Here is a 19,554-nt window from a genome sequence, read left to right on the forward strand (position 1 = left end):
TCAGCTGGCCAGGATGCGCCCGACCATCTCGGCGGTGTCCCGGCTAAGGCCCTCTTGTCCGGCGATGCGCCTCAGCTGCGCCTCGATCAGCTTTTGGCGATCTGCATCATAGCGCCGCCACGTCTCGAAGGCCGAGCACATGCGCGCCGTCGTTTGTGGATTGAGCGGATCGAGCTTGATCAGCCAATCGGCCAGCAATGCGTAGCCCTTGCCCGAGGCATGGTGGAAACCGGCCGGCGATCCGGCCAGCGCCCCCAGCGTGGCGCGGAAGCGGTTGGGGTTTTTCATCGTGAAATCAGGATGCTGCGTCAGGCGTTCGGCCACCTCCGCCGCATCCTCGGGCGCGGCATAGCCGACTTGCAGGCTGAACCATTTATCGATCACCAGCCGGTCGTCCTGCCATTGATCATAGAATCTGCCCAGCGCCAGATCGCCCTTGCCGGCCTGCAGAAGGCATGCAAGCGCCGCAAGCTGCTGGGTCATGTTCCCCGCCGCGTCGTATTGCGCCTGCGCCGCTGCACCGCCATCGCGGCGTGTGATCATCGCCAGAGCCGCATTGGCCAGCGCCCGTGCGCCAGATTGCGCGGCGTCGGGCGCGTAGGGCGCCGTCACTTGATGCGCGTCATAGAGGCCGCGTGCGGTATCCTCCATGGCCTCGGCGCGCGCGTCCTTGAGCGCTTCCAGCGCGTCCCAGATCGCCTGCGGGTCGGGCGTGCCGCCCGCATCATGGATGGCTTGCGCCAGATCGTCCTGACTGGGCAGGCCCAAGGCCAGCGCGCGGAACGCGGGGTCGAGGCTCTCGTCGCGCGCCATGGTCGCACTGGCTTCCAGATAGGCCGCATCGGGTGCGGCGTCCGACCGGATCATCGCCAATAGTCCCTCGCGCGCCAGCGCACGGCCCGCCTCCCATTTGTTGAACGGATCGGTGTCATGCGCCAGAAGAAAGGCGCGCTCGGCATTTGTCGTCTCGCGCTGCAGGATCACGGGCGCGGAAAAGTCCCGCAGGATCGACGGAACGGGCTGCGCGGCAAGCCCGGTGAACTCAAAGCTCTGCTCGGCCTCGGTCATCTCGAGAACGCGGGTCTCGGCCACCTCCTTGCCGTCCTGACCCAACAGGCCGACCTTGATCGGGATGACGCGGGGTGGCTTCTCGCTCTGGCCGGGTGTGGGCGGCGTTTCCTGTCGAAAGTGGAGTGTATAGATGCCGTCCTTGTAGCTGTCTGTCACCGAAAGGCGCGGTGTGCCCGCATCCTCGTACCAGCGTTTGAATTGGGCCAGATCGCGGCCCGTCACATCCTCGAACACGCGCAGCCAATCCTCGATCGTGCAGGCCTGCCCGTCATGCCGGTCGAAATAGAGCGCCAATGCCTTCGACCACGCCTCGTCGCCGACTAGCGTTTTCAGCATGCCGATCAGCTCTGCGCCCTTCTCATAGACGGTCGCGGTGTAGAAATTGTTGATCTCGACAAAGGAGGAGGGGCGCACCGGATGCGCCAAAGGGCCGTTATCCTCGCGGAACTGGCGCGCGCGCAGGGTGATGACATCCTCGATCCGCTTGACCGGCGCGCTGCGCAGATCGGACGTGAACTGCGCGTCTCGAAAGACCGTCAGCCCTTCCTTGAGGCACAGCTGAAACCAGTCGCGGCAGGTGATGCGGTTGCCGGTCCAGTTGTGGAAATACTCATGCGCGATGATCGCCTCGATGCGCTCGAAATTGGCGTCGGTGCTGGTCTCGGGGCTGGCGAGCACGCAGGAGGAGTTGAAGATGTTCAGCCCCTTGTTCTCCATCGCGCCCATGTTGAAATCATCGACGGCGACGATATTGAACAGGTCGAGATCGTATTCGCGCCGGTATTTTTCCTCGTCCCAGCGCATCGACGCCTTCAGCGCCTCCATCCCGAAGGCGCATTTGCCCTCGTCGCCGGGACGCACCCAGATGTTCAGATCGACGTCGCGGCCCGACATCGTGGTGAACGTCCCGGGATGCGCCACCAGCCGTCCGGCCACCAGCGCAAAGAGATAGGCAGGTTTCGGCCACGGATCATGCCATTCTGCAAAGCCGTCGCCCATCTTGCCCGGATTGCCGTTGGACAGCATCACCGGCTCGCCGCCCTCGATGCGCACGTCGAAGACAGCCATCACGTCGGGGCGATCGGGGTAGTAGGTGATCTTGCGAAAGCCCTCGGCCTCGCACTGCGTGCAATACATGCCGCTCGACATATAGAGCCCTTCCAGCGCGGTATTGGCCGATGGATTGATCTCGACCTCGGCCTCCCAGGTGAAGGGGCCATCGGGCACATCGCAGGTGAGGCCGGTCTCGGTCACATGCGGGGTGACTTCCGTGCCGTCGATCTTGGCGCGGATCAGCGTCATCTTCTCGCCGTCCAGTTTGAACTCGCGGCTCTTGGCGTCGGGATTGGGCGCAAAGCCGATCCGGCTCAGCACCCGCGTGCGCGTCGGATCGAGGCGAAAGGTCAGATGCACCCCCGTCACCAGCCAATTTGGTGGCGTGTAATCGGCAAGATGAATGGTTTGGGGGGCGGTGGCCTGCATGATCTGTCCTTATTGTGTCGGAACCGGTGGCTCGGCTAAGAGTTAGTGGGATAACAAATGGCCTTCAATGGCCGAATGGGGCCTGCGCGCCGCCCAATGAATCAACGAGAGGATCCATGATGTCAGCACCCGACACCAACACGGAAAAGACCAAACCCGCACACAAGACGCCGATCGCCGGAATGATCGCGGTCGTAGTTTTTGCGTTGGCCCTCCTTATCGGACTGGTCACGTGGCTTAGCTACGCGGGCAACGATCCCGAAGATGAGGCAAGCGTCGAGGATGGGATCAGCACCGAAGTCACCGACGATGCAACCACCGAATAGGCCGCATTTCCCCGATGCTGTGGCACTGAAAGGCCCGCCGGACGCTGTCCGAGCGGGCCATGTTTTCTGAGAGGCCGGATGAAGCACCGCAAGAAAGGCGATCTGCCGACCAAGACTTGCGCGACCTGCGGTCTGCCCTTCACATGGCGCAAGAAGTGGGAGCGTGTCTGGGACGATGTGCGCTATTGCAGCGACAAGTGCCGCCGTGGTCGCGGGGGGCAAGGCGGCGCGCAAGGCCGCGGCGCATCGCCGAAATGACCTGAGACGCTACGTCAGATTTTTGACCTCTGGATGCGCCGGGGCGCATGGCTAATCTTCATCGCCCTTGAAGTTTTATCCATCCGCCCCGAAACTAAGTCCAACGCATAGAAAAACAGGAAGCTTCATGACCCGTCCCGTCATCGGCATCATCGGCAATCAGCATGTGATCGACGATCGCTATCCGCTTCATGGGGTCGGGCGGATGAACCTTGAGGCGGTCAGCACCGTCGCGGGTGGTTTGCCCTACATGATCCCCGCCGATCCCGCGCTGGTCAGCGTGGAGGAATTGATGCGGGTCTGCCACGGCTTTGTTTTGACCGGCGGCCGCGCGAATGTGCATCCGGATCATTACGGCGAGCCTGCGACCGAGGCGCATGGTGCCTTCGACCCCGCACGCGACGCGATCACCCTGCCGCTCGTGCGCGCTTGCGTCGAGGCGGGGCTGCCGATTTTCGGCCTCTGCCGCGGCTTTCAGGAGATGAACGTGGCCATGGGCGGCACGCTTTACCCGGAGATCCGCGATCTGCCTGGGCGCGACAATCACCGCATGCCACCCGATGGCACGCTGGAAGAGCAATTCGCGCTGCGCCATGTGGTCAGCTTTGCCGATGGCGGCGTTTTCCACCGGCTGATGGGCGCACGCGAGGTGATGACCAACACGCTTCATGGGCAGGGGATCAAGACCCCGGGCGCGCGCGTCGTCATTGAGGGCCACGCGCCCGACGGCACCGCCGAGGCCATCCATCTGCAGGGCGCAGAGGGTTTTGCGCTGGGCGTGCAGTGGCATCCCGAGTGGAACGCGGCTGATGATCCGGTCTCGCGCCCCTTGTTCGCGGCTTTCGGCGCGGCGGCGCGTCACTGGGCGCTTGAGCGTCGCCCGCTGGCGGCGGTCGACGCGCATGAGGCTGCCCACTCCGAGGCGCGCGAACGCAGGGCAGCTTTGAAATCGGCCTGAGCGTGGCATCATCCGGTGCGTCACGCGGGCGGACGGCCCGAAATCATATGTGAGGCATGAGTATTTTTACCAAGATGAAACCGGGGATCGAGCGCTATGTGATGGCGGGTCTTGTGGTCCTGAGGCGTTCGTGACTGAGCCGCCGAAAGAGGGGCCGCAAGCCGGCGCCGTGATGCGCAGCCTCTGGGTCTCTGCGGGGTGCGTCGCATTGGCGCTTGGGGCCTTTGGGGTGGTTTTGCCGCTGCTGCCGACGACGCCGCTGGTTCTTTTGGCGGCGTTTTGCTTTGCGCGCGGATCGCCGCGGTTGCGTGCCCGGCTGACGCGGAGCCGGGTGTTCGGCCCAATCATCGCAGACTGGGAGGCGCACGGCGCTATTGCCCCGCGCTATAAGGCGATGGCGTGCGGCGCCATGGCTTTGGTTTTGCTGGGGTCACTTTTTGCGGGGCTGGATTGGAAATTGATAGCGGTGCAGATCCTGTGCATGGGAGGCGCTGCCGCCTACGTCCTGTCGCGCCCGTCCTGGCCTGGGCGGTAGGCGCGGCGGCGCGCTTGACAGGCTGACCGATGCCGCCAACACTGTCCCCACTGCAGAGAGCCGGGGGGACAGGGAGCATGGCGATATCATCGGGCGCGGCCCTGAGCGACGCGCAGGTCGCCGAGTATCACGAACGCGGCTGGGTCATTCCCGATTGGGAACTGCCTGCCGAACTTATCGCCGAGATGCGCGCGGAATATGCGGCTTTGCTTAAGCGCAATCCCGACATTGCCTCCGATATCATCCTCGCGCCGCACCAGGAGGAGGGCGGCTCAATGGGGGTGAAGGGCAGCCGGAAATGGCTGGACTTCGCCACGCACCCGAGGCTGATGGAGGCGGCGCGGCAGCTGATCGGCGACGATATCATTCTCTGGGGCACGACGCTCTTCGGCAAGCCGCCGAAAAACGGCAAGGAGACGCCGTGGCATCAGGATGGCGGCTATTATCCGATCAAGCCGCTCGAAACGCTGACCATGTGGATCCCGCTCGATGACGTGACGCCCGAGAATGGCCCGATGACCTTTATCCCCGGCTCGCACAAGGCGCATGAGCTCTACAGCCATTCGTGGCAGGAGGGGGATAACAAGACGATCAACCTCGTCTGCGATGCCGAGCATTTCGACGAGGCCGAGGCCGAGCCGCTGATCCTGAAGGCGGGGCAGGTGAGCTTTCACGATGTCTACATGATCCACGGGTCCAAGGCGAACCATACGGAGCACCGCCGCGCCGCCTTCATCGTGCGGCTGATGCCGGCGACATCCTTCTATGACCATGCCTGGGGCGCCGAGATCGGCAAGAAGCACCCTTCGCAAGGCTACGGCACGCGGCCTTTGCATCTGGTCAGCGGTCAGGACCGGGCGGGCAACAATTTCGAGATCGGGCACGGTGCCGCGGCGCGCGCATAGCGTCCTAGCCGCGCAAGCGGGCGAGGATGGCGTCGCAGGCGCCTTCCCATGCTTCGGGCACGGCCTTGTCCTCAAGTTGGTCTATTCCCTGGCGGGTGATGCCGCCGGGGGTGCACAGGCTGTCGAGGATCTCGTCCATCGGCGCATCTTCTTCGGCGATCATGCGGCCCGCGGCGGTGAAGCTACGTGCGACCAGCTGGCGCGCATCGTCGGCGTCGATGCCGTGAGCGGCAGTCCAATTTGCGCCGGTGCGGATCAGCGCCTGCGCCCAGCCATACATCGCCGCCGAGACCGTAGCCGCCTCGAACTCGTCCTCGCTGCGCAGCGCGATGGTGGTGCCGATCGCATCCAGCAGCGCGCGCGCTTCGGGCAGATCAGGATAGGCGAGGGTTGGACTGGCGCCCAGCTTGGACGCGGTGATGGGCATGATGCGCATCACCTGCGCGGGGCCGGCCTCGAGCGCGGCGATGGGAACGCCGGCGCAGGCGCTGAGCAAAACCTGCCCGCTGCGCCAGGGCAGGCCGCGCACCGCACCGGGCGCATCGTCCGGCCGCACGGCCAGCAGGACAAGATCGCATTCTGCCACGATCTGCGCGTTATCCTGCGCCAGCGCAAAATCGCGCGTTTGCGCCAGATGACGTCCCTGTCCGCGCGGCGACAGCATGATGGACCGCGGAGCATGCCCCGCCCGCAGCAGACCGTGCAGCATGGCAACCGCCAGATGGCCGACGCCGATTACACCGAGTTTCATGTCGCTTCGCCCCAGCAAGGTTTTACAAGCGGTCATACTGCGCATCACGTCTGCGATGGCAAGGCCCGGGCGCCAGGCATGTGCAGCGGAGCTTGCGCCCGGTCCCAAAGGAAACCTCCATGCCAGTAGACGATCCGTCTCTAGCGGGCTGTGTCCTGACCGATCCTGCGCTGGCTTCGGGCAGCGATCTGTTGGCGGAAGTGCGGGCCATGGCGCGGGATTGGCGCCTTGGGCGCTCCGCTTTCATGGCGGCTGAGGGCGTCACGTCGGAGGCGGACTACAAACGCCGCGCGATGGCGGAGGGCCGCATGATGCAGCACGCCCATATCGGCTTTCGCAGCATTGATCGTACGGTCGAGGCGATGGGCGCATTACATGGGCGTGCCGGGGACCGGGGTGTGCGCATCGACCGCTTTGGCGTGACGCTGGATTGGACGATGGGCTATCCGCAGGCCCACCGCTCGGACCGCGCCCGCGGCACTGGGATCGTGCTGCGTGGTCCCGAGGATTTTGCCCGCATCACGGGGGCCAGCCCCGCCGCCGCACATTTCGGGGATTTCATGCTGGGCTTGCCCGGCGCGCTGGACAACACATGCGCGGCGATTGCGGCGGGCGCGACGGCGATCGGCAATCTGGGGCAGTATTTCACCTTTCGCCTGCCGTACTGGGATGACGACGTGGCCACCACCGAAGCGACGCTGCGGGCGCTGGGCTTGATCGCGGCCCAGGAGGCCGAGATCTTGGTGCATTCCAACCTTGATGACGGGTTTGCAGGGCTTTTTCTGGACATGACCTCGGCCTTCGGAATGGCTCTGATCGAAAAGTATATCGTTCAGGATCTGGTGGGCGCGCCTTTGTCCTTCTGTTTCGGTCATCACTTTTCGGCGCCGTTGACGCGGGCCGCTTTTCAGGCGGCGCTGGCGCGCGAGACCGATACGCCGGGCACGATGATCTTTGGAAACACGGTCGCCTACCAAGGTGGAAATGCGCAGAATTATGCCAGCCTTGCCAACTACTTGCTAGTCGATCTTTGCGCATTGCGTGAACATCATTCGGGCCATGCGATCAACCCTGTGCCGGTGACCGAGAATATCCGCATTCCCGACGTGGACGAGATCCTGGATGCGCAAGTCTTTGCCGCGCGGCTGGCCGATCACGCGGCGGGCCATGCGCAGGTGCGGGATCACGCGCTGATCGGCGCCATGGCCGACCGGTTGATTGCGGGCGGGCGGGTTTTTGCGGAAAACGCGCTCAAGGGCTTGGCGGAGCGGGGCGTTGATACTGCCGACCCCGCCGCGCTGATGCTGGCGATCCGGCGGTTGGGCGCCCGGCGAATGGAGGCAATGTTCGGCGCGGGGCCGCTCGATGGTGCCAGCCGCGCACCGCTGGTGGCGGCCGACTGGGCCGAGGAGCTGGACGAAAAGGCCGAGGCCTGGGTGCGGCGGCAGGACAGCGCGGCACTGGCGCAGCGACGCGTGGCACTGGGCACCACGGACGTGCACGAGCATGGCGCGTATCTTGTGCGGCGCGCGCTGATCGGGCTGGGCGCCGAGGTGATCGAAGCGGGGGTGGCTGTGGATGCCGAGGTGATGGTCGCCTGCGCGGTCAAGGCGGGGGCGGATGCGATCGCTGTCAGCACCTATAACGGGATCGGACTGGACTATGCACGGCGTCTGACCGCGGAATTGCGCGCGCGCGGCGCGGATATTCCGGTGCTGATGGGCGGCAAGCTGAACGAGATACCCTTGGACAGCAACTCAAGCCTGCCCGTCGACGTCACGACGCAGATCCGCGATGCGGGCGCGTATCCCTGTGCGGATCTTGACGATATGCTGGCCGCGCTGAAACCTTAGACGTGCTGGCCGCCATTCACGTCGATCGAAGCGCCGTTCACATAAGAGGATTGTCCCGAGCAGAGGAACAGCACAACGCGCGCCACCTCTTCGGACTGGCCGAGGCGGCGCAGCGGGATCGTGCGGGTGATCTCCTCGGTGCCGGGGGACAGGATCTCCGTCTCGATCTCGCCTGGGGTGACCATGTTGGTGCGGATGCCGCGCGGCCCGAACTCCGCCGCCGCCTCGCGCGTCAGCGCCGCCAGCGCCGCCTTGGAGCAGGCATAGGCCGCGCCCGCAAAGGGATGCACCCGGCTGCCCACGATCGAGCCCACATTGACCACGCAGCCCTTGGCCATCTCCAGCTCGGGCATGAGATCGCGCATCAGTGCGGCGGGACCGAAAAGATTGACGTTCATCACGTGGTGCCATGTCGCGTCATCCGTGCCGGCGATGCCCATGCGTGCGCCATTGTCGCCCTTGGGCGAAATCCCGGCATTGTTGACGATCGCGCCAAGGCCCTCGGGGCCCAGAGTATCGCGCACGCGCGCCACCAGATCCGCGCGCGCCTCTGCATCCGACAGATCGCCCTGGAAATGGTCGGTCGCGCCCGCATGCCAAGGGCATCGGTCATCAAACGCGGTGCGCGATACGCTGAGAACGCGCCATCCCGCTGCCTGGAAAGACTTGACGGTGGCGTGGCCGATTCCGCGGCTGGCGCCGGTCAGCAGCAGGGTTTTCGGGCTGGTGTTCGGGCTCATTGGGATCCTCCGGATCGGCATGGCGCAACTGGCGCCCGCCTGTCGGAGTAGTAGGGGGTGCGCGGCCCGTGTCAACGCCCAGAGGCACGGCGCTGGCGATCACACACGCCCCGCGGCTGCGATTCCCCCCCGCGATATTGAACCGGGGCAGATGCAGGCGCCGCGCGCCGCGCAATCCTACCGCCCGGCGCCTGTCTTATCGCGCGCGGCGCGTCAGATCGCCTCCCATGTCAGCCCTTTGGCATAGCGCGCTGCGGGGCGCCCGGATCCGTCCAGCGCGATCAGATGCAGCCAGCGATTGTCACAAAGCGCGCGCACGCCCGCGTGGCGCTGCAGGATATCGATGATCGCCTCTTGCGGCGCCTCGATGCAGACGGTCAGGCGCAAGGGATCATGCGCCAGCGCGGTTCCGTCATGCACCGATTGCCACGGAAGGCCCGCGCGCAGCGCGCCGCCGTTCCCCTCGACCACGCCGAGCCCGCCGGTCACGTTATGCAGCAGCTTGTTGCCTGCGCCAAAGACATGCGGCGCAGTGACAGAGCCGTAATATTGCAGGCTGATCCAGCTGGCCACCACGACAGGCGCGGTCAGGATCAGCTCGAGCACGCCAAAGCCGTCGTCCGCCTGCCAGTCGTAATCGTGGAGGAACGCGCGGCCGGCCAGATCCTTGCCCCGCGTGCGGGCGCGCGGCGCGGCGATAAAGGCACTGCATCCGGCCAGCGCCCATTCGGGGCGCGTCTCGGACCAGTCGCGCGACCGCGCGGCGACCGCACCGCCGGATTCGGCGCGCGGCAGGCGCAGGGCCCGTTCGGTCCGCGCCAGCGTGCCGGCGGTCTTCAGCGCGTCCTCGGCGCGGCGCAGGGCACTTGCGGGCAGGGGCGTGCCATCGGCGAATATGGTCACGTCATCCGTGGTGGTGTCGTGCAGCGCGCCGGCAAAGACGGTGTCCTCGGGCACGTCGATGCCCCGCTCGCTCAGGCCCGCGCGCACGGCGTCTTGATTGAGCAGCCCGGCCAGCAATCGCGCGTTCACCTCGCCCGAATAGCCGCCGCAGGCACCGCATTGCAGTGCGCTGACATGGGGGTTGTTCACCACGCTCGCGCCGTGCCCGGCGATCAGGACGAGCGGTGCGAAATTGCGGGTGAGGGACATGGCGCGCAGGATCTTCTCGGCGGCGTCGATCTGGTTCTTGGGGGCCAGCTCGGTCGTCAGACGGGGTGTCTGCGCATCCGGGCCCTGAGCATGGGGCCGCCCCAGCGCGTCGCGCATCAGTTTGCCGACATAGACTGGCCCCGTCGCCTCGACGAAGGCGAAGGACGACACGGCGGCCAGCTTGAAGCGGCCCCAGGCCCGCGCGGCCCGCGCGGAGAGGCGTGCGGCAAGGTCGGCCTCGGCCTCTTTGGGTCCGGTCGCGCTGCTGGTCAGACCATGGGTCAGCAGGACGGGCAGACGGGCCTCCTCGACATCCGACGCGAATGCGCGATGCGAGGTCGTCAGCCCGAAAAAGCCCGCGAAGCCGAGCGTCTGGATGGACGGGTCGACGCCCTCCAGCGCGCGGCGAAACACCTCCGAGCGCACGTCGATGCAAAATGCGGCCTGCAGGCTGGGGCGCGTGTCGTGTGGCTGCTCACTTTCCTTGGCAAGGCGCTGGGCCAAGGCGCGCTGCTCTGCGCGCTCGGCAGCCTCTTGCAGCACGCCTAGGGTGATCTCGGCTTCGCCCGGCGCTACCGGAGCCGCGTGCGCCGCACGGATCTCGGCCCAGTCCTCTGCTATGTCGTCTGCGTAACGGATCAGCAGGGCCTGCTCCCACAGGATGCGGATGGTCAGCATGTCAGTGGTGATGGGCGTGGTCTCGCCCGCCAGTTCCGCCTGCCAGAGCCGCTGGCGCGCCAGTTGCGACCAGCCGCCGAGGCCCAGCAGAAGCTGGTGGAAATAGGTCTGCGCCGCATCCGCGCCAAGGCCCAGCACGTCGCAGGCATAGGACAGCGCACCGCGGGCGCCCTCGGGGGCGCGGGCGATGTCCCCGGCAAACCCCGTCAGGCCCGCGATTTCTGGCGTCAGGTCGCGGCTGGCGAAGATCTGCCAGCTGGCATAGGCGCCGCGCCCGGCCGTGACCTGCCACAGCGCCTGGCCCTGGTCGAAATACCCGGCCGCCCAGGCGCCGATGCGCTCTTCGATGAGGGCAGGCCAGTCGGTGCCGGACGCTTTGGCGGCCAGCTCGGCAACGGTGGGCAGGGCGCGCGGGGCGGGGGCGGGCGTCTGCGCCGCTTCTTTCAGCGCGGCAATCGTGGTGGGCGCGCCCTTGGGCGCGATGGCGAGCGCGGCAGTCAGGTCCGCGTCGGTGATGGTGCCGTCCGCGATCTTGGCCGCGTACCACTCGGGCGCCATGGTGGAGCGGGTGCCGGCGACGCGGGCCAAAAGGGCCGAAACCTCGCCCAGTGGCATCTCGGACTGGCCCAGATAGGGATTGACCGCGACTGAGGAAGAGAGCGGCCAGAGCGGCGGGATCGCGCGGGCGGCGCCCTCGGAGACGGCGATCAGCTCCAGATGCGGGCCGGAGTAACCGGCATAGGTATCGGCCTTCATGTCTTTTCTCCTTTGCCGGTGGTGGCGGCCCTTGGGCCATGCCAGGCCCAGCCGCGCAGCAGCCGGTCCTCGACCGCGTTGATGTAAAGCCCGTTCGACAGGTGGATGCGCAGGCCCTGCGCCGCCGGGTGGTGCGACCAGAGCGGCAGCGTCGCCTGCGCCAGCGCCACGAGGCCGAAGCTGAGCAGCGCCAGAAGGATCAGCGCCCATTCCAGATCACCCGGCGGCGGCGTCAGGGGCAGCGTGCCCGAGGTCGCCCAATCGGCCAGCCGCTGCAGCACGACATAGCTGATCGCGGCGACACCCGACAAAAGCGCGGTGCGCTGCGTCAGCGCGCGGGGGGCTGCATCGGCAAGGCCCTGCGCCAGAAGATAGGCGACGCCGAAGATCAGGATCGCCCCCAGCGCCACCGCCTGCGGTGATTTCGCGCCGAAGCCAAGAATGAGGCCGGTGGCGATATAGACGCCCGCATAGATCGCGATGGCGAGTGCAAAGGCGCGGGCGACGTTCATCAGGCTCGGCACCGCCACCGGGCCGGGCCGCCGGATCGACGCGACCAGCGTGACGGCCCCGCCCGAGGACAGAAACGCATGCGCCTTGTAGAGCGAATGGGCCACGATATGCAGGAGCGCCAGCGGGAAAAGTGCGAGGCCGCATTGCAGGATCATGAAGCCCATCTGCGCCACGGTGGACCACGCCAGCGACGCCTTGACCGTCGGCTGTGTCAGCATCACCAGCCCGCCGAAAAGCGCGGTAAAGCCCCCGATCAGCACCAGTCCGGCCAATGTCAGCGGCGAGAGCAGCATCACATCGGCGAAGCGGATCAGAAGGAAGCCGCCCGCATTGACGACGCCCGCATGGAGAAGGGCCGAGACGGGGGTGGGCGCCTCCATCACTTCGGTCAGCCAGCCATGGGTGGGAAATTGCGCGGATTTCAGGATCGCTGCCAGTGCGAGGAAGGCGGCGGCCAGCACGGCGGGCGTGCCGCCCTGGCCGAGGCGGGCAGCCTCCAGAATGGCCGAGATCTGCGGCGTGCCATAGGCGGCGATCAGCAGGATCGCGGCGGCCAGAAGGGCCGCGTCGCCGCAGCGCGCGGTGATGAATTTCTTGCGCGCGGCGCGCTGGGCGGCCACCCGCTCGGGGTAGAAAAGCAGCAGCTTGTGCAGGCAGAGGCTGGTCGCGATCCAGGCGCCGACGAACTGGACCAGATTGCCCGATTGCACCAGCAAGAGGACGGCGGCCAGCGTGCCCAGGAGCCAGATGGTGAAATGCGTCTGCCGCGTCTCGCCATCGAGATAGGTGCGCGAATAGCGCACCACGATCCAGCCGATGAACCCGACCAGCAGCAGCATCGCCCCGCTGACGGCATCGAGCCGCGCCGAAAGGCCCGCGCCCGCAATCCCGATCAGCAGGCTGTCACCGCTGCCCACCGCGATGAGGCCAATCAGCGCGGCCAGCGCGGCCCCGGCGGCGGCGATCGACGCGTACTCCGCCAGATGTGCGGCGCGCTGAGGAGCCAGATCGCGGCGTCGATGCAGATAGATCGAGGCAGCGATCAGGATGGCTGGGGCCAGAAGGGGCAGCGTATGTATCATGGTCAGGCGCTCCGGGTGATGTCAGGTCCGGGCGGTGATAGCGGCAGGGCGCTTGGGATAAAAATTCATTGATCGCATCAATTCGTTCTCTTAATGCGAATGATATGGCTGATATCAACTACAATCATCTGCGCTACTTCTGGCAGGTCGCCCATGACGGGAACCTCACGCGCACGGCACAGCGCCTGAATCTGTCGCAATCGGCGGTTTCCGTGCAGATCCGCAAGCTGGAGGATCGTCTGGGCCATGCCCTGTTCGAGCGGCGGGGTCGGCAGCTACATCTGACCGAGGCGGGGCGCATCACGCTGGATCATGCCGATACGATTTTCGGCGCGGGGCAGGATCTGGTGGCGACGCTGGCGCGCACGGGCACGCCCCGTCAGGTGCTGCGCGTCGGCGCGCTGGCCACCCTGTCGCGCAATTTCCAGATCGAGTTTCTGCGGCCCTTGCTGGGCCAGCCCGATATCGAGCTGGTGCTGCGTTCGGGCACCCTGGCCGAGCTGCTTCAGGGGTTGGAGACCCTCAGCCTCGACGTTGTGCTGACCAGCCGCGTGCCCGCGCCCGACGCGATGAGCCGCTTTGTCGCGCATACCCTGTCGGAACAGCCGGTCAGCGTTGTCGGCACGCCTGCGCGGGTCGGGGGTGCGGGCGATCTGCGCGCGCTCCTGGCGGCGCATCCGGTCATCGTGCCCACCAGTGAAAGCCCGCTGCGCGCAGGGTTCGACATGCTCTGCGCGCGGCTGGAGGTGGAGCCGGTGCTGGCCGCCGAGGTGGATGACATGGCGATGATGCGCCTTCTGGCGCGCGAGGATATCGGCCTTGCGGTGCTGCCGCCCATCGTGGTCAAGAACGAGCTGGCCTCGGGCCTTTTGCGCGAGGCGGCGCATGACATTGGTCTGTCGGAGAATTTTCACGCGGTGACGGTGCGCCGCCAGTTTCCCAATCCTCTGCTTGCACCCTTGCTGGCGCGCCGGCAGGAGGGCTGAGGCACGCTATCTGGGCGGCGCCTCGGCCAGAAGGTTCGCGCCCTCCTCGGGCGCGGGGGCGGCGTCGGCCTGCCGCTGCAGATCCTGCGCCTCGGAGGCCAGATCGCCCTCCCCGGCGGTCGCGTCGGCGGCATCCTCTTCGGGCAGCAGCGGCGCGGGATGGGCCGAGATGCGCATGTCGCCGGCCGCATCCGCGCCCTCGTGGCGTACGGTGACACCGTCGGGAAAGATGATCTCACGCGAGGAATCGGGCATGGAAATGCCCGCGTTCTGCAGCCCCAGCTTGACCTGCCGCATCAGGGCCGAGCGGACCTTGAAAACCGAATAGGCGTGCCCGTCGAACCAGTATTGCACCTTGATATCGACGGTCGAGGCGCCCAGCTCGTCCACCAGCGCGCTGGGCTCGGGATCGTTCAGCACAGCGGGATGGGCGCGCAGGGCGGCCACGATGATCTCCTGCGCCTCGAGCACGGAATCGTCGTATCCGATGCCCACGGTGAATTCCGAGCGGCGGTTGGGATTGGTCGAGAAATTCTCGATGATGCTCTTGTAGACGAGCGCGTTGGGGATCTGCACGTGATTGCCCTCAAGCGTCAGCAGAACGGTCGTGCGCATGTTCAGGTTCTGCACGATGCCCTGATAGTCGGCCACGCGGATCCAGTCGCCCGCGCGGAACGGGTTGCGCATGCTGAGCAGGATACTGGCCAGCGAGTTCTCGGCGATCTCGCGAAAGGCGAGGCCGACGATGATACCGACCAGGCCCGTTCCGCCCAGAACCGTGACCGCCAGCCGCGTCAGCCCCGCGATCTGCAGGATCAGGTAGAGGGCGATCAGGATCACCGGGATCGACACCACCCGCGCCACGAAATTCAGCAAGAGGGGCGAGGTGATGCGGCTGCGCAAGGACCGCCGTGCCAGCGCCGCGACCCCGCGCGACAACAGCCAAGCCAGTGCCAGAATGAGGATCGACGCAAATGTCAGCGGCGCAAACCATTGCGCGCGCTCGGCCAGCCGCTCGATCTCGCGCCAGGTGGGGGTCAAATCCCAGCTGATTTCCGGAGTGATCTCTATCCGGTCGACCACGGCGACGACGCCCTCGGTGCGCAAGGCAAGCTGACGCGCCCATTCCTTGCGCTCGTCATTTTCGGCGGTGCCGTCGATGAAAACGATCCCCTCGCTGACCTCCACGTCCAACGCATCGAACCAGCCGCTGGCCGTCAGGATGCGCGTCAGGCGGTCCGCGATTTCGCTGTCGCGCACATCGGGCGCGACCGATACCTCGCGCTGCGGATCGCTCGCTGCCGAATCGAGGGCGGTGGGCGCGGTTTGCGCCATGGCGGGCGCGGGCAACAGGGCGGCTGTGAGCGCGGCAAGGCAGAGCGCGCGCAGCGTCGCGGCGGTGGTGCGTAGGTGGCTCATGAGCGGCTCTGCCTCGATGGTGCTGTTACGCTCAGCCTAGCGGCGCGCGGGCGCGGCTTCCAGTGGGATCGGCGCTAGCGGAACGCGACCTCGATGGCAAACCTGCGCTGCGCGCCGGCGGGTGGGGCCGGAAAGGGCGCCGCGCGCTGGATCAGGCGCAGTGCCTCGCGGTCCAGCTCGGCATGGCCCGAGGAGCGCGCGATGCCGACGGAGGCAAGCGCGCCCGATGCGCCGATGGCGAAGCTGACGCGCGCGGCGCCCGATTGCCGCATCCGCGGTTTGCGCACCTGCGAGATGCGCGCCATGACGGCGCCGGGATAATTGCTGGCGGCGGCAGTGCCGCTTTGTGCCTCGGCGCGGCCCGTGCCTTGCTGCTTGGCGCTTGCATCGTCGCGGCCCTGCGCCGATCCGGCGCGCGCATTTTGATCCGCATTGCCGCGCGGGGCGGGCTGGGTGGTGGTGCGCGGCTCGGGTTTTGCCTCCTGCGCCTTGGCCGCGTGGCGCGCCTCGAAGGCATCGCTACGCTGCGCCGGGCGGCGCGAGCGCTGGGGCGCAATCGGAGTGTCCTCGGCTGTCTGCGCCGCCTCGGGCGCCGGGGGCGCAAGCGCTGCGGTCGCGGTCACTGGCGCCGCTGCGCCGGGCGGCGAGGCAGGGCGTGCGGCCTGCGGACGGGGCGCCGGCAGCGACTGAGCGGGCGGCGCAACTCCGGCCGGCGTTTCAGCCTCTACCGCTGGCAATACCTCCTGCGCCGTTTGGGCGCTCAGCGTTCCGGCAGCCATGTCGGCAAAGCTTGTCCCGATGCGCGCCGCGCTCGCGCCCGCGCCGCCCGCCTTCTGGATCGGCTCTTCGACCTCCCAGCCGAGGCTGAGCGCGCCATGGGCCGCTAGGGCGAGGACCGCCGCGCCGAGTTTGGCCTTGGTGGAGGTGGCGATCATTCGAGGCCCCGCTCGGTCACGATCATCACGCGTGCGGCGCCCGCCGCGCTGAGCGCGCGCGCGACATCCACCATGATATCGGCGGGCAGATCGCGGTCCGGCACGATGCGGATCGTAGTGTCCGGGCCGCGCCGGTCCGGGGGCAGGGCGCTGATATATGCCTCGGCGCTGGCGATGTCCTGGTCCCGGTGGCTGAGGCGCCCGTCCGCGTGGATGACCAGCGCGTCGGGCGGCGCGCGACCTTCGAGATCGGCCGTGCGCACCAGGTCGAGCGCGGGGTCGAGCGGACGCGCCAGTGTGCCCGAGATCATGAAGAAGATCAGCATCAGGAAGACGATGTTGATCAGCGCGATGGTCGGCTCGGACCGGGATCTGATGCGCCGCGCCCTCATTGCGGCGCGCGTCCCAGGATCGTCGGCGCGATGCCGGGGGCGCCGCGCAGGGCTGCCAGAAGGTCGGTCAGGCGCTGCGCCGTTACGTCATCGCGCAAAGACACCAGCAGCGCGCGGGGCGCGTCCGGCTTGGCCTCGGGGGCGAGCGTTGCAGCCAGCGCCTCCAGCGCAACGGGCGCGCCGTTCAGGCGCAGGTCAGCCGCGCTCAGTTGCAGGAACAGCGGCGCGTCGGCGCTTGGAGCCGGGGCGCCCGCAATAGCGGCGCTTAGCTCTATCTCGGCAAAACGGGTGAAGGTCGAGGACAGCATGAAGAAAAGCAGCAAGAGGAAGATGACGTCGATCAGCGACGTCAGCGAAAGGCGCCGCCGCCGTTGTGCGCGGCTAGCCATGAGCGCGGAGCGCCGCGCCCGCCGAGGCGCCGCGCGGGGCGAGGATGGTGTGGATTGCGCGTTCGGCTGTGACGCGCTCGGCGTCCATGCGTCCTTCGAACCAACTGAGAACGAGGGCCGTGGGCATTGCCACGACCAACCCAGCCGCGGTGGTCAGAAGCGCCACCCAGATGCCGCCCGCCAGCACCGAGGGGTCCACCTGGCTTCCGGCCTCCTGCAGGGCCTGAAACGCGGCGATCATGCCAAGAACCGTGCCGAACAGCCCCAGAAGTGGCGCCAGCTGCGCCACGGAATCGAGAAAGCGAAGGCCCCGCTCCAGCCGGGCAAAGCGCGTCTCGGCCTCGGCTTCGAGCCGCTTGGACGCGCCCGGCTCGGCCCGGAAGGCCATGGCGATTACCGGGGCGAGATAGCTGGTCGATGTGGCCAGCGCCCGCTCGGCCCCATCCTTGTCGCCCCCGTCCCACGCCGCCACGGCCTGCGACAGCGCCTTGTGCCGCCCCACGCCCGAGCGTGAGAATTGCCACATCTTGTAGAGGATGACCGCCAGAGTGGCGACCGAGACCGCGGCGAGGATCATCACGACCGGCCCGCCAAGCGCGGCCAGATCGCGCAAACCGGCGAGCGCGCCGGTCATCCGGTCACCTCGATATCGGTCTTGCTGGACAGCTCCAGATCATTGGTGCAGGCGCCGGGGGCCAAACTGGCCGAGGCGCAGACGGACGTGCCATTGAACAGGACTTGGCCGATAGCGTCACACGCCATGCCGGGGATTACGAACTGGCGCACGCGTGGCCGCGCCGCGGGCAGCGCGCCAAAGCCGAGCAGCGTCAGCTGATCAACCTGGCCCGCCGCATCGAAAAGGACCGCCTCGAACGTGACGTCATCAATGTCTGCGGGATGACCGTTGAAGGCCAAAAACGACAGCTTGCAGCCCTCGGCCAACGATTCGGCGGCGTTCAGTTCGATCATCAGATGCGCGCCCATATCGGTTTCCTGTGCCCCGGCGGGAAGGGAGCCGAGCGCCAGTGCGGCCCAAAGAGACGCGGCGCGCAGGAAAGAAGGATACCGTATCATCGCAATTCTCCGTCTTGGGTCCGCGCGTGCAGGGCCATGGGCTACAGCGCGTGCGCAGCAGCGCGCGCCTGTCTGGCACTCACCGTAAACACCACAACCCGGCGCGCAATTCAATCGCCCTGCGCGGAGCGGCGCTGGCGGGCAGCGGTCGAGGCGCGCGCCCCACGTACCGCCAGCGATCGGCCAGCGGGCGAAATGCCCATTTGTCATAAAAGCTTTGCAGTGTGTCACAATCTCATTACCGTCGCGCACTAGAGTTGCATTCGACTTTGACCGTCCAGGGGGGACCACCATGAAGAAAATCACCACGCTCACCGCCATTGCCGTCGTTTTGGCTATGCCGGCCTTCGCTGAATTCAAGCTGGACGAGCGGTTCACCGACGCGGATGGCGATCTGATCGCCGACATCCCGACCGATGCCGCCGATCAGCTGGATCCAAGCACGCTGATCTTCGCGTATACGCCCGTCGAGGATCCGGCGGTCTATGCCGAGGTCTGGCAGGGGTTCCTCGATCATATGGCCGAGCTGACGGGCAAAAAGGTGCAGTTCTTCCCGGTGCAGTCCAACGCGGCCCAGATCGAGGCGATGCGCGCCGGGCGCCTGCACGTCGCGGGCTTCAACACCGGATCGAATCCGCTGGCCGTGGCCTGCGGCGGCTTCCGCCCGTTTGCCATGATGGCCAGCGAGGATGGCTCCTTCGGCTACGAGATGGAGATCATCAGCCACCCCGAGTCGGGCGTCAGCAGCGTCGAGGACATCAAGGGCGGCAAGATGGCCTTTACCGCCGAGACGTCGAATTCCGGCTTCAAGGCGCCCTCGGCGATCCTGGCCGCGGAATTCGGCATGACCGCGGGCGAGGATTACGAGCCGGTTTTCTCGGGCGGGCATGACAGCTCGATCCTGGGCGTCGCCAACAAGGATTACCCCGCCGCCGCCATCGCCAATTCGGTCAAGGCCCGCATGCTGGAGCGCGATGTGGTGTCCGAGGATCAGCTGACGGTGCTTTACACCTCGCAGACCTTCCCGACGACGGGCTACGGCACCGCCTACAATCTGGCGCCTGAGCTGCAGGAGAAGATCAAGGAAGCCTTCTTTACCTACGATTGGGAAGGCTCGGCGCTGGCCGAGGAATTCTCCAAATCGGGTGAGAGCCAGTTCATCCCCATCACCTTCCAGAAGGATTGGGAAGTCATTCGGACCATCGACGATGCCAATGGCGTCGTCTACGAGTGCAACTGAGCTGCCCTGCAATGAAAAGATCACGCGCGGCGCCCTGCCGCGCGTGATCCGTTTTGAAA

19 protein-coding genes are annotated in these 19,554 nt (G+C 66.8%); 8 read left to right on the forward strand and 11 right to left on the reverse strand.

Annotated features, from left to right (window positions below; all coding sequences use genetic code 11):
• Entirely contained in the window at nt 1–2,553 is a 2,553-nt protein-coding gene (gene pepN, locus BW975_RS07930; RefSeq protein WP_076532493.1) for an aminopeptidase N, read from the reverse strand.
• Nucleotides 2,554–2,672: 119 nt separating this feature from the next.
• On the opposite strand from pepN, the gene BW975_RS07935 reads away from it, so the two are divergent.
• The 5 genes from BW975_RS07935 (at nt 2,673) to BW975_RS07955 (ending at nt 5,535) form a co-directional block, all read left to right on the forward strand.
• A complete protein-coding gene (locus tag BW975_RS07935; protein ID WP_139329166.1) occupies nt 2,673–2,879 on the forward strand; it encodes a hypothetical protein in 207 nt (68 codons plus the stop codon).
• Between the two features lie 78 nt (nt 2,880–2,957).
• Complete coding sequence (locus BW975_RS07940) at nt 2,958–3,137, forward strand: DUF2256 domain-containing protein (protein WP_076532496.1); 180 nt, start codon at nt 2,958–2,960, stop codon at nt 3,135–3,137.
• 127 nt (nt 3,138–3,264) lie between these two features.
• The gene (locus tag BW975_RS07945) at nt 3,265–4,095 is read left to right on the forward strand and encodes a gamma-glutamyl-gamma-aminobutyrate hydrolase family protein (protein WP_083687012.1); all 831 of its coding nucleotides are present in this window, start codon (nt 3,265–3,267) and stop codon (nt 4,093–4,095) included.
• A gap of 172 nt (nt 4,096–4,267) precedes the next feature.
• A complete protein-coding gene (locus BW975_RS07950; protein ID WP_076532497.1) occupies nt 4,268–4,630 on the forward strand; it encodes a YbaN family protein in 363 nt (120 codons plus the stop codon).
• Nucleotides 4,631–4,707: 77 nt separating this feature from the next.
• On the forward strand, nt 4,708–5,535 hold the full coding sequence (locus BW975_RS07955) for a phytanoyl-CoA dioxygenase family protein (RefSeq protein ID WP_076532499.1): 828 nt from the start codon (nt 4,708–4,710) through the stop codon (nt 5,533–5,535).
• A 4-nt stretch (nt 5,536–5,539) separates the two neighbouring features.
• Here BW975_RS07955 and BW975_RS07960 read toward each other — a convergent pair whose 3' ends face one another.
• Nucleotides 5,540–6,286, reverse strand: a complete 747-nt coding sequence (locus BW975_RS07960) for a pyrroline-5-carboxylate reductase family protein (RefSeq protein WP_170846532.1) — start codon at nt 6,284–6,286, stop codon at nt 5,540–5,542.
• A 119-nt stretch (nt 6,287–6,405) separates the two neighbouring features.
• On the opposite strand from BW975_RS07960, the gene BW975_RS07965 reads away from it, so the two are divergent.
• Nucleotides 6,406–8,139, forward strand: coding sequence for a cobalamin-dependent protein (locus tag BW975_RS07965; RefSeq protein ID WP_076532502.1), 1,734 nt, complete (start codon nt 6,406–6,408; stop codon nt 8,137–8,139).
• On the opposite strand, the gene BW975_RS07970 is transcribed toward BW975_RS07965, so the two are convergent.
• The 3 genes from BW975_RS07970 to BW975_RS07980 all read right to left on the reverse strand — a co-directional run bounded on the left by BW975_RS07970 (nt 8,136) and on the right by BW975_RS07980 (nt 13,060).
• Nucleotides 8,136–8,879 (reverse strand): SDR family NAD(P)-dependent oxidoreductase, encoded by a 744-nt coding sequence (locus BW975_RS07970; RefSeq protein ID WP_076532504.1) that lies wholly within the window; start codon nt 8,877–8,879, stop codon nt 8,136–8,138. The genes BW975_RS07965 and BW975_RS07970 overlap by 4 nt on opposite strands.
• A 213-nt stretch (nt 8,880–9,092) precedes the next feature.
• Complete coding sequence (locus tag BW975_RS07975; protein ID WP_076532505.1) at nt 9,093–11,465, reverse strand: YbcC family protein; 2,373 nt, start codon at nt 11,463–11,465, stop codon at nt 9,093–9,095.
• The gene (locus BW975_RS07980) at nt 11,462–13,060 is read right to left on the reverse strand and encodes a proton-conducting transporter transmembrane domain-containing protein (RefSeq protein WP_076532507.1); all 1,599 of its coding nucleotides are present in this window, start codon (nt 13,058–13,060) and stop codon (nt 11,462–11,464) included. The genes BW975_RS07975 and BW975_RS07980 overlap by 4 nt, the downstream gene beginning before the upstream one ends.
• Before the next feature lie 104 nt (nt 13,061–13,164).
• On the opposite strand from BW975_RS07980, the gene BW975_RS07985 reads away from it, so the two are divergent.
• Nucleotides 13,165–14,046: a LysR family transcriptional regulator gene (locus BW975_RS07985; protein WP_083687014.1), complete on the forward strand. Its 882-nt coding sequence runs from the start codon at nt 13,165–13,167 to the stop codon at nt 14,044–14,046.
• Nucleotides 14,047–14,052: 6 nt separating this feature from the next.
• Here the strand turns inward: BW975_RS07985 and BW975_RS07990 are convergent, their stop codons facing one another.
• The 6 genes from BW975_RS07990 to BW975_RS08015 form a co-directional block, all read right to left on the reverse strand.
• A complete protein-coding gene (locus BW975_RS07990; RefSeq protein WP_076532510.1) occupies nt 14,053–15,465 on the reverse strand; it encodes a mechanosensitive ion channel family protein in 1,413 nt (470 codons plus the stop codon).
• A gap of 74 nt (nt 15,466–15,539) precedes the next feature.
• Nucleotides 15,540–16,400 carry an energy transducer TonB gene (locus BW975_RS07995; protein WP_076532511.1) on the reverse strand — a complete coding sequence of 287 codons (861 nt, stop codon included), beginning with the start codon at nt 16,398–16,400 and terminating at the stop codon, nt 15,540–15,542.
• Entirely contained in the window at nt 16,397–16,792 is a 396-nt protein-coding gene (locus tag BW975_RS08000; protein WP_076532513.1) for an ExbD/TolR family protein, read from the reverse strand. The genes BW975_RS07995 and BW975_RS08000 overlap by 4 nt, the downstream gene beginning before the upstream one ends.
• Nucleotides 16,789–17,181, reverse strand: coding sequence for a biopolymer transporter ExbD (locus BW975_RS08005; protein WP_076532515.1), 393 nt, complete (start codon nt 17,179–17,181; stop codon nt 16,789–16,791). Before BW975_RS08005 ends, BW975_RS08000 begins: the two co-directional genes overlap by 4 nt.
• On the reverse strand, nt 17,174–17,815 hold the full coding sequence (locus BW975_RS08010) for a MotA/TolQ/ExbB proton channel family protein (RefSeq protein ID WP_076532517.1): 642 nt from the start codon (nt 17,813–17,815) through the stop codon (nt 17,174–17,176). Before BW975_RS08010 ends, BW975_RS08005 begins: the two co-directional genes overlap by 8 nt.
• Nucleotides 17,812–18,255, reverse strand: a complete 444-nt coding sequence (locus tag BW975_RS08015; RefSeq protein ID WP_076532518.1) for a hypothetical protein — start codon at nt 18,253–18,255, stop codon at nt 17,812–17,814. The genes BW975_RS08010 and BW975_RS08015 overlap by 4 nt, the downstream gene beginning before the upstream one ends.
• Nucleotides 18,256–18,547: 292 nt before the next feature.
• On the opposite strand from BW975_RS08015, the gene phnD reads away from it, so the two are divergent.
• Nucleotides 18,548–19,495 carry a phosphate/phosphite/phosphonate ABC transporter substrate-binding protein gene (gene phnD / locus BW975_RS08020; protein ID WP_076532520.1) on the forward strand — a complete coding sequence of 316 codons (948 nt, stop codon included), beginning with the start codon at nt 18,548–18,550 and terminating at the stop codon, nt 19,493–19,495.
• Nucleotides 19,496–19,554: the final 59 nt, after the last annotated feature.

This window comes from Roseovarius nanhaiticus (assembly GCF_900156535.1).
Lineage (GTDB): Bacteria > Pseudomonadota > Alphaproteobacteria > Rhodobacterales > Rhodobacteraceae > Roseovarius > Roseovarius nanhaiticus.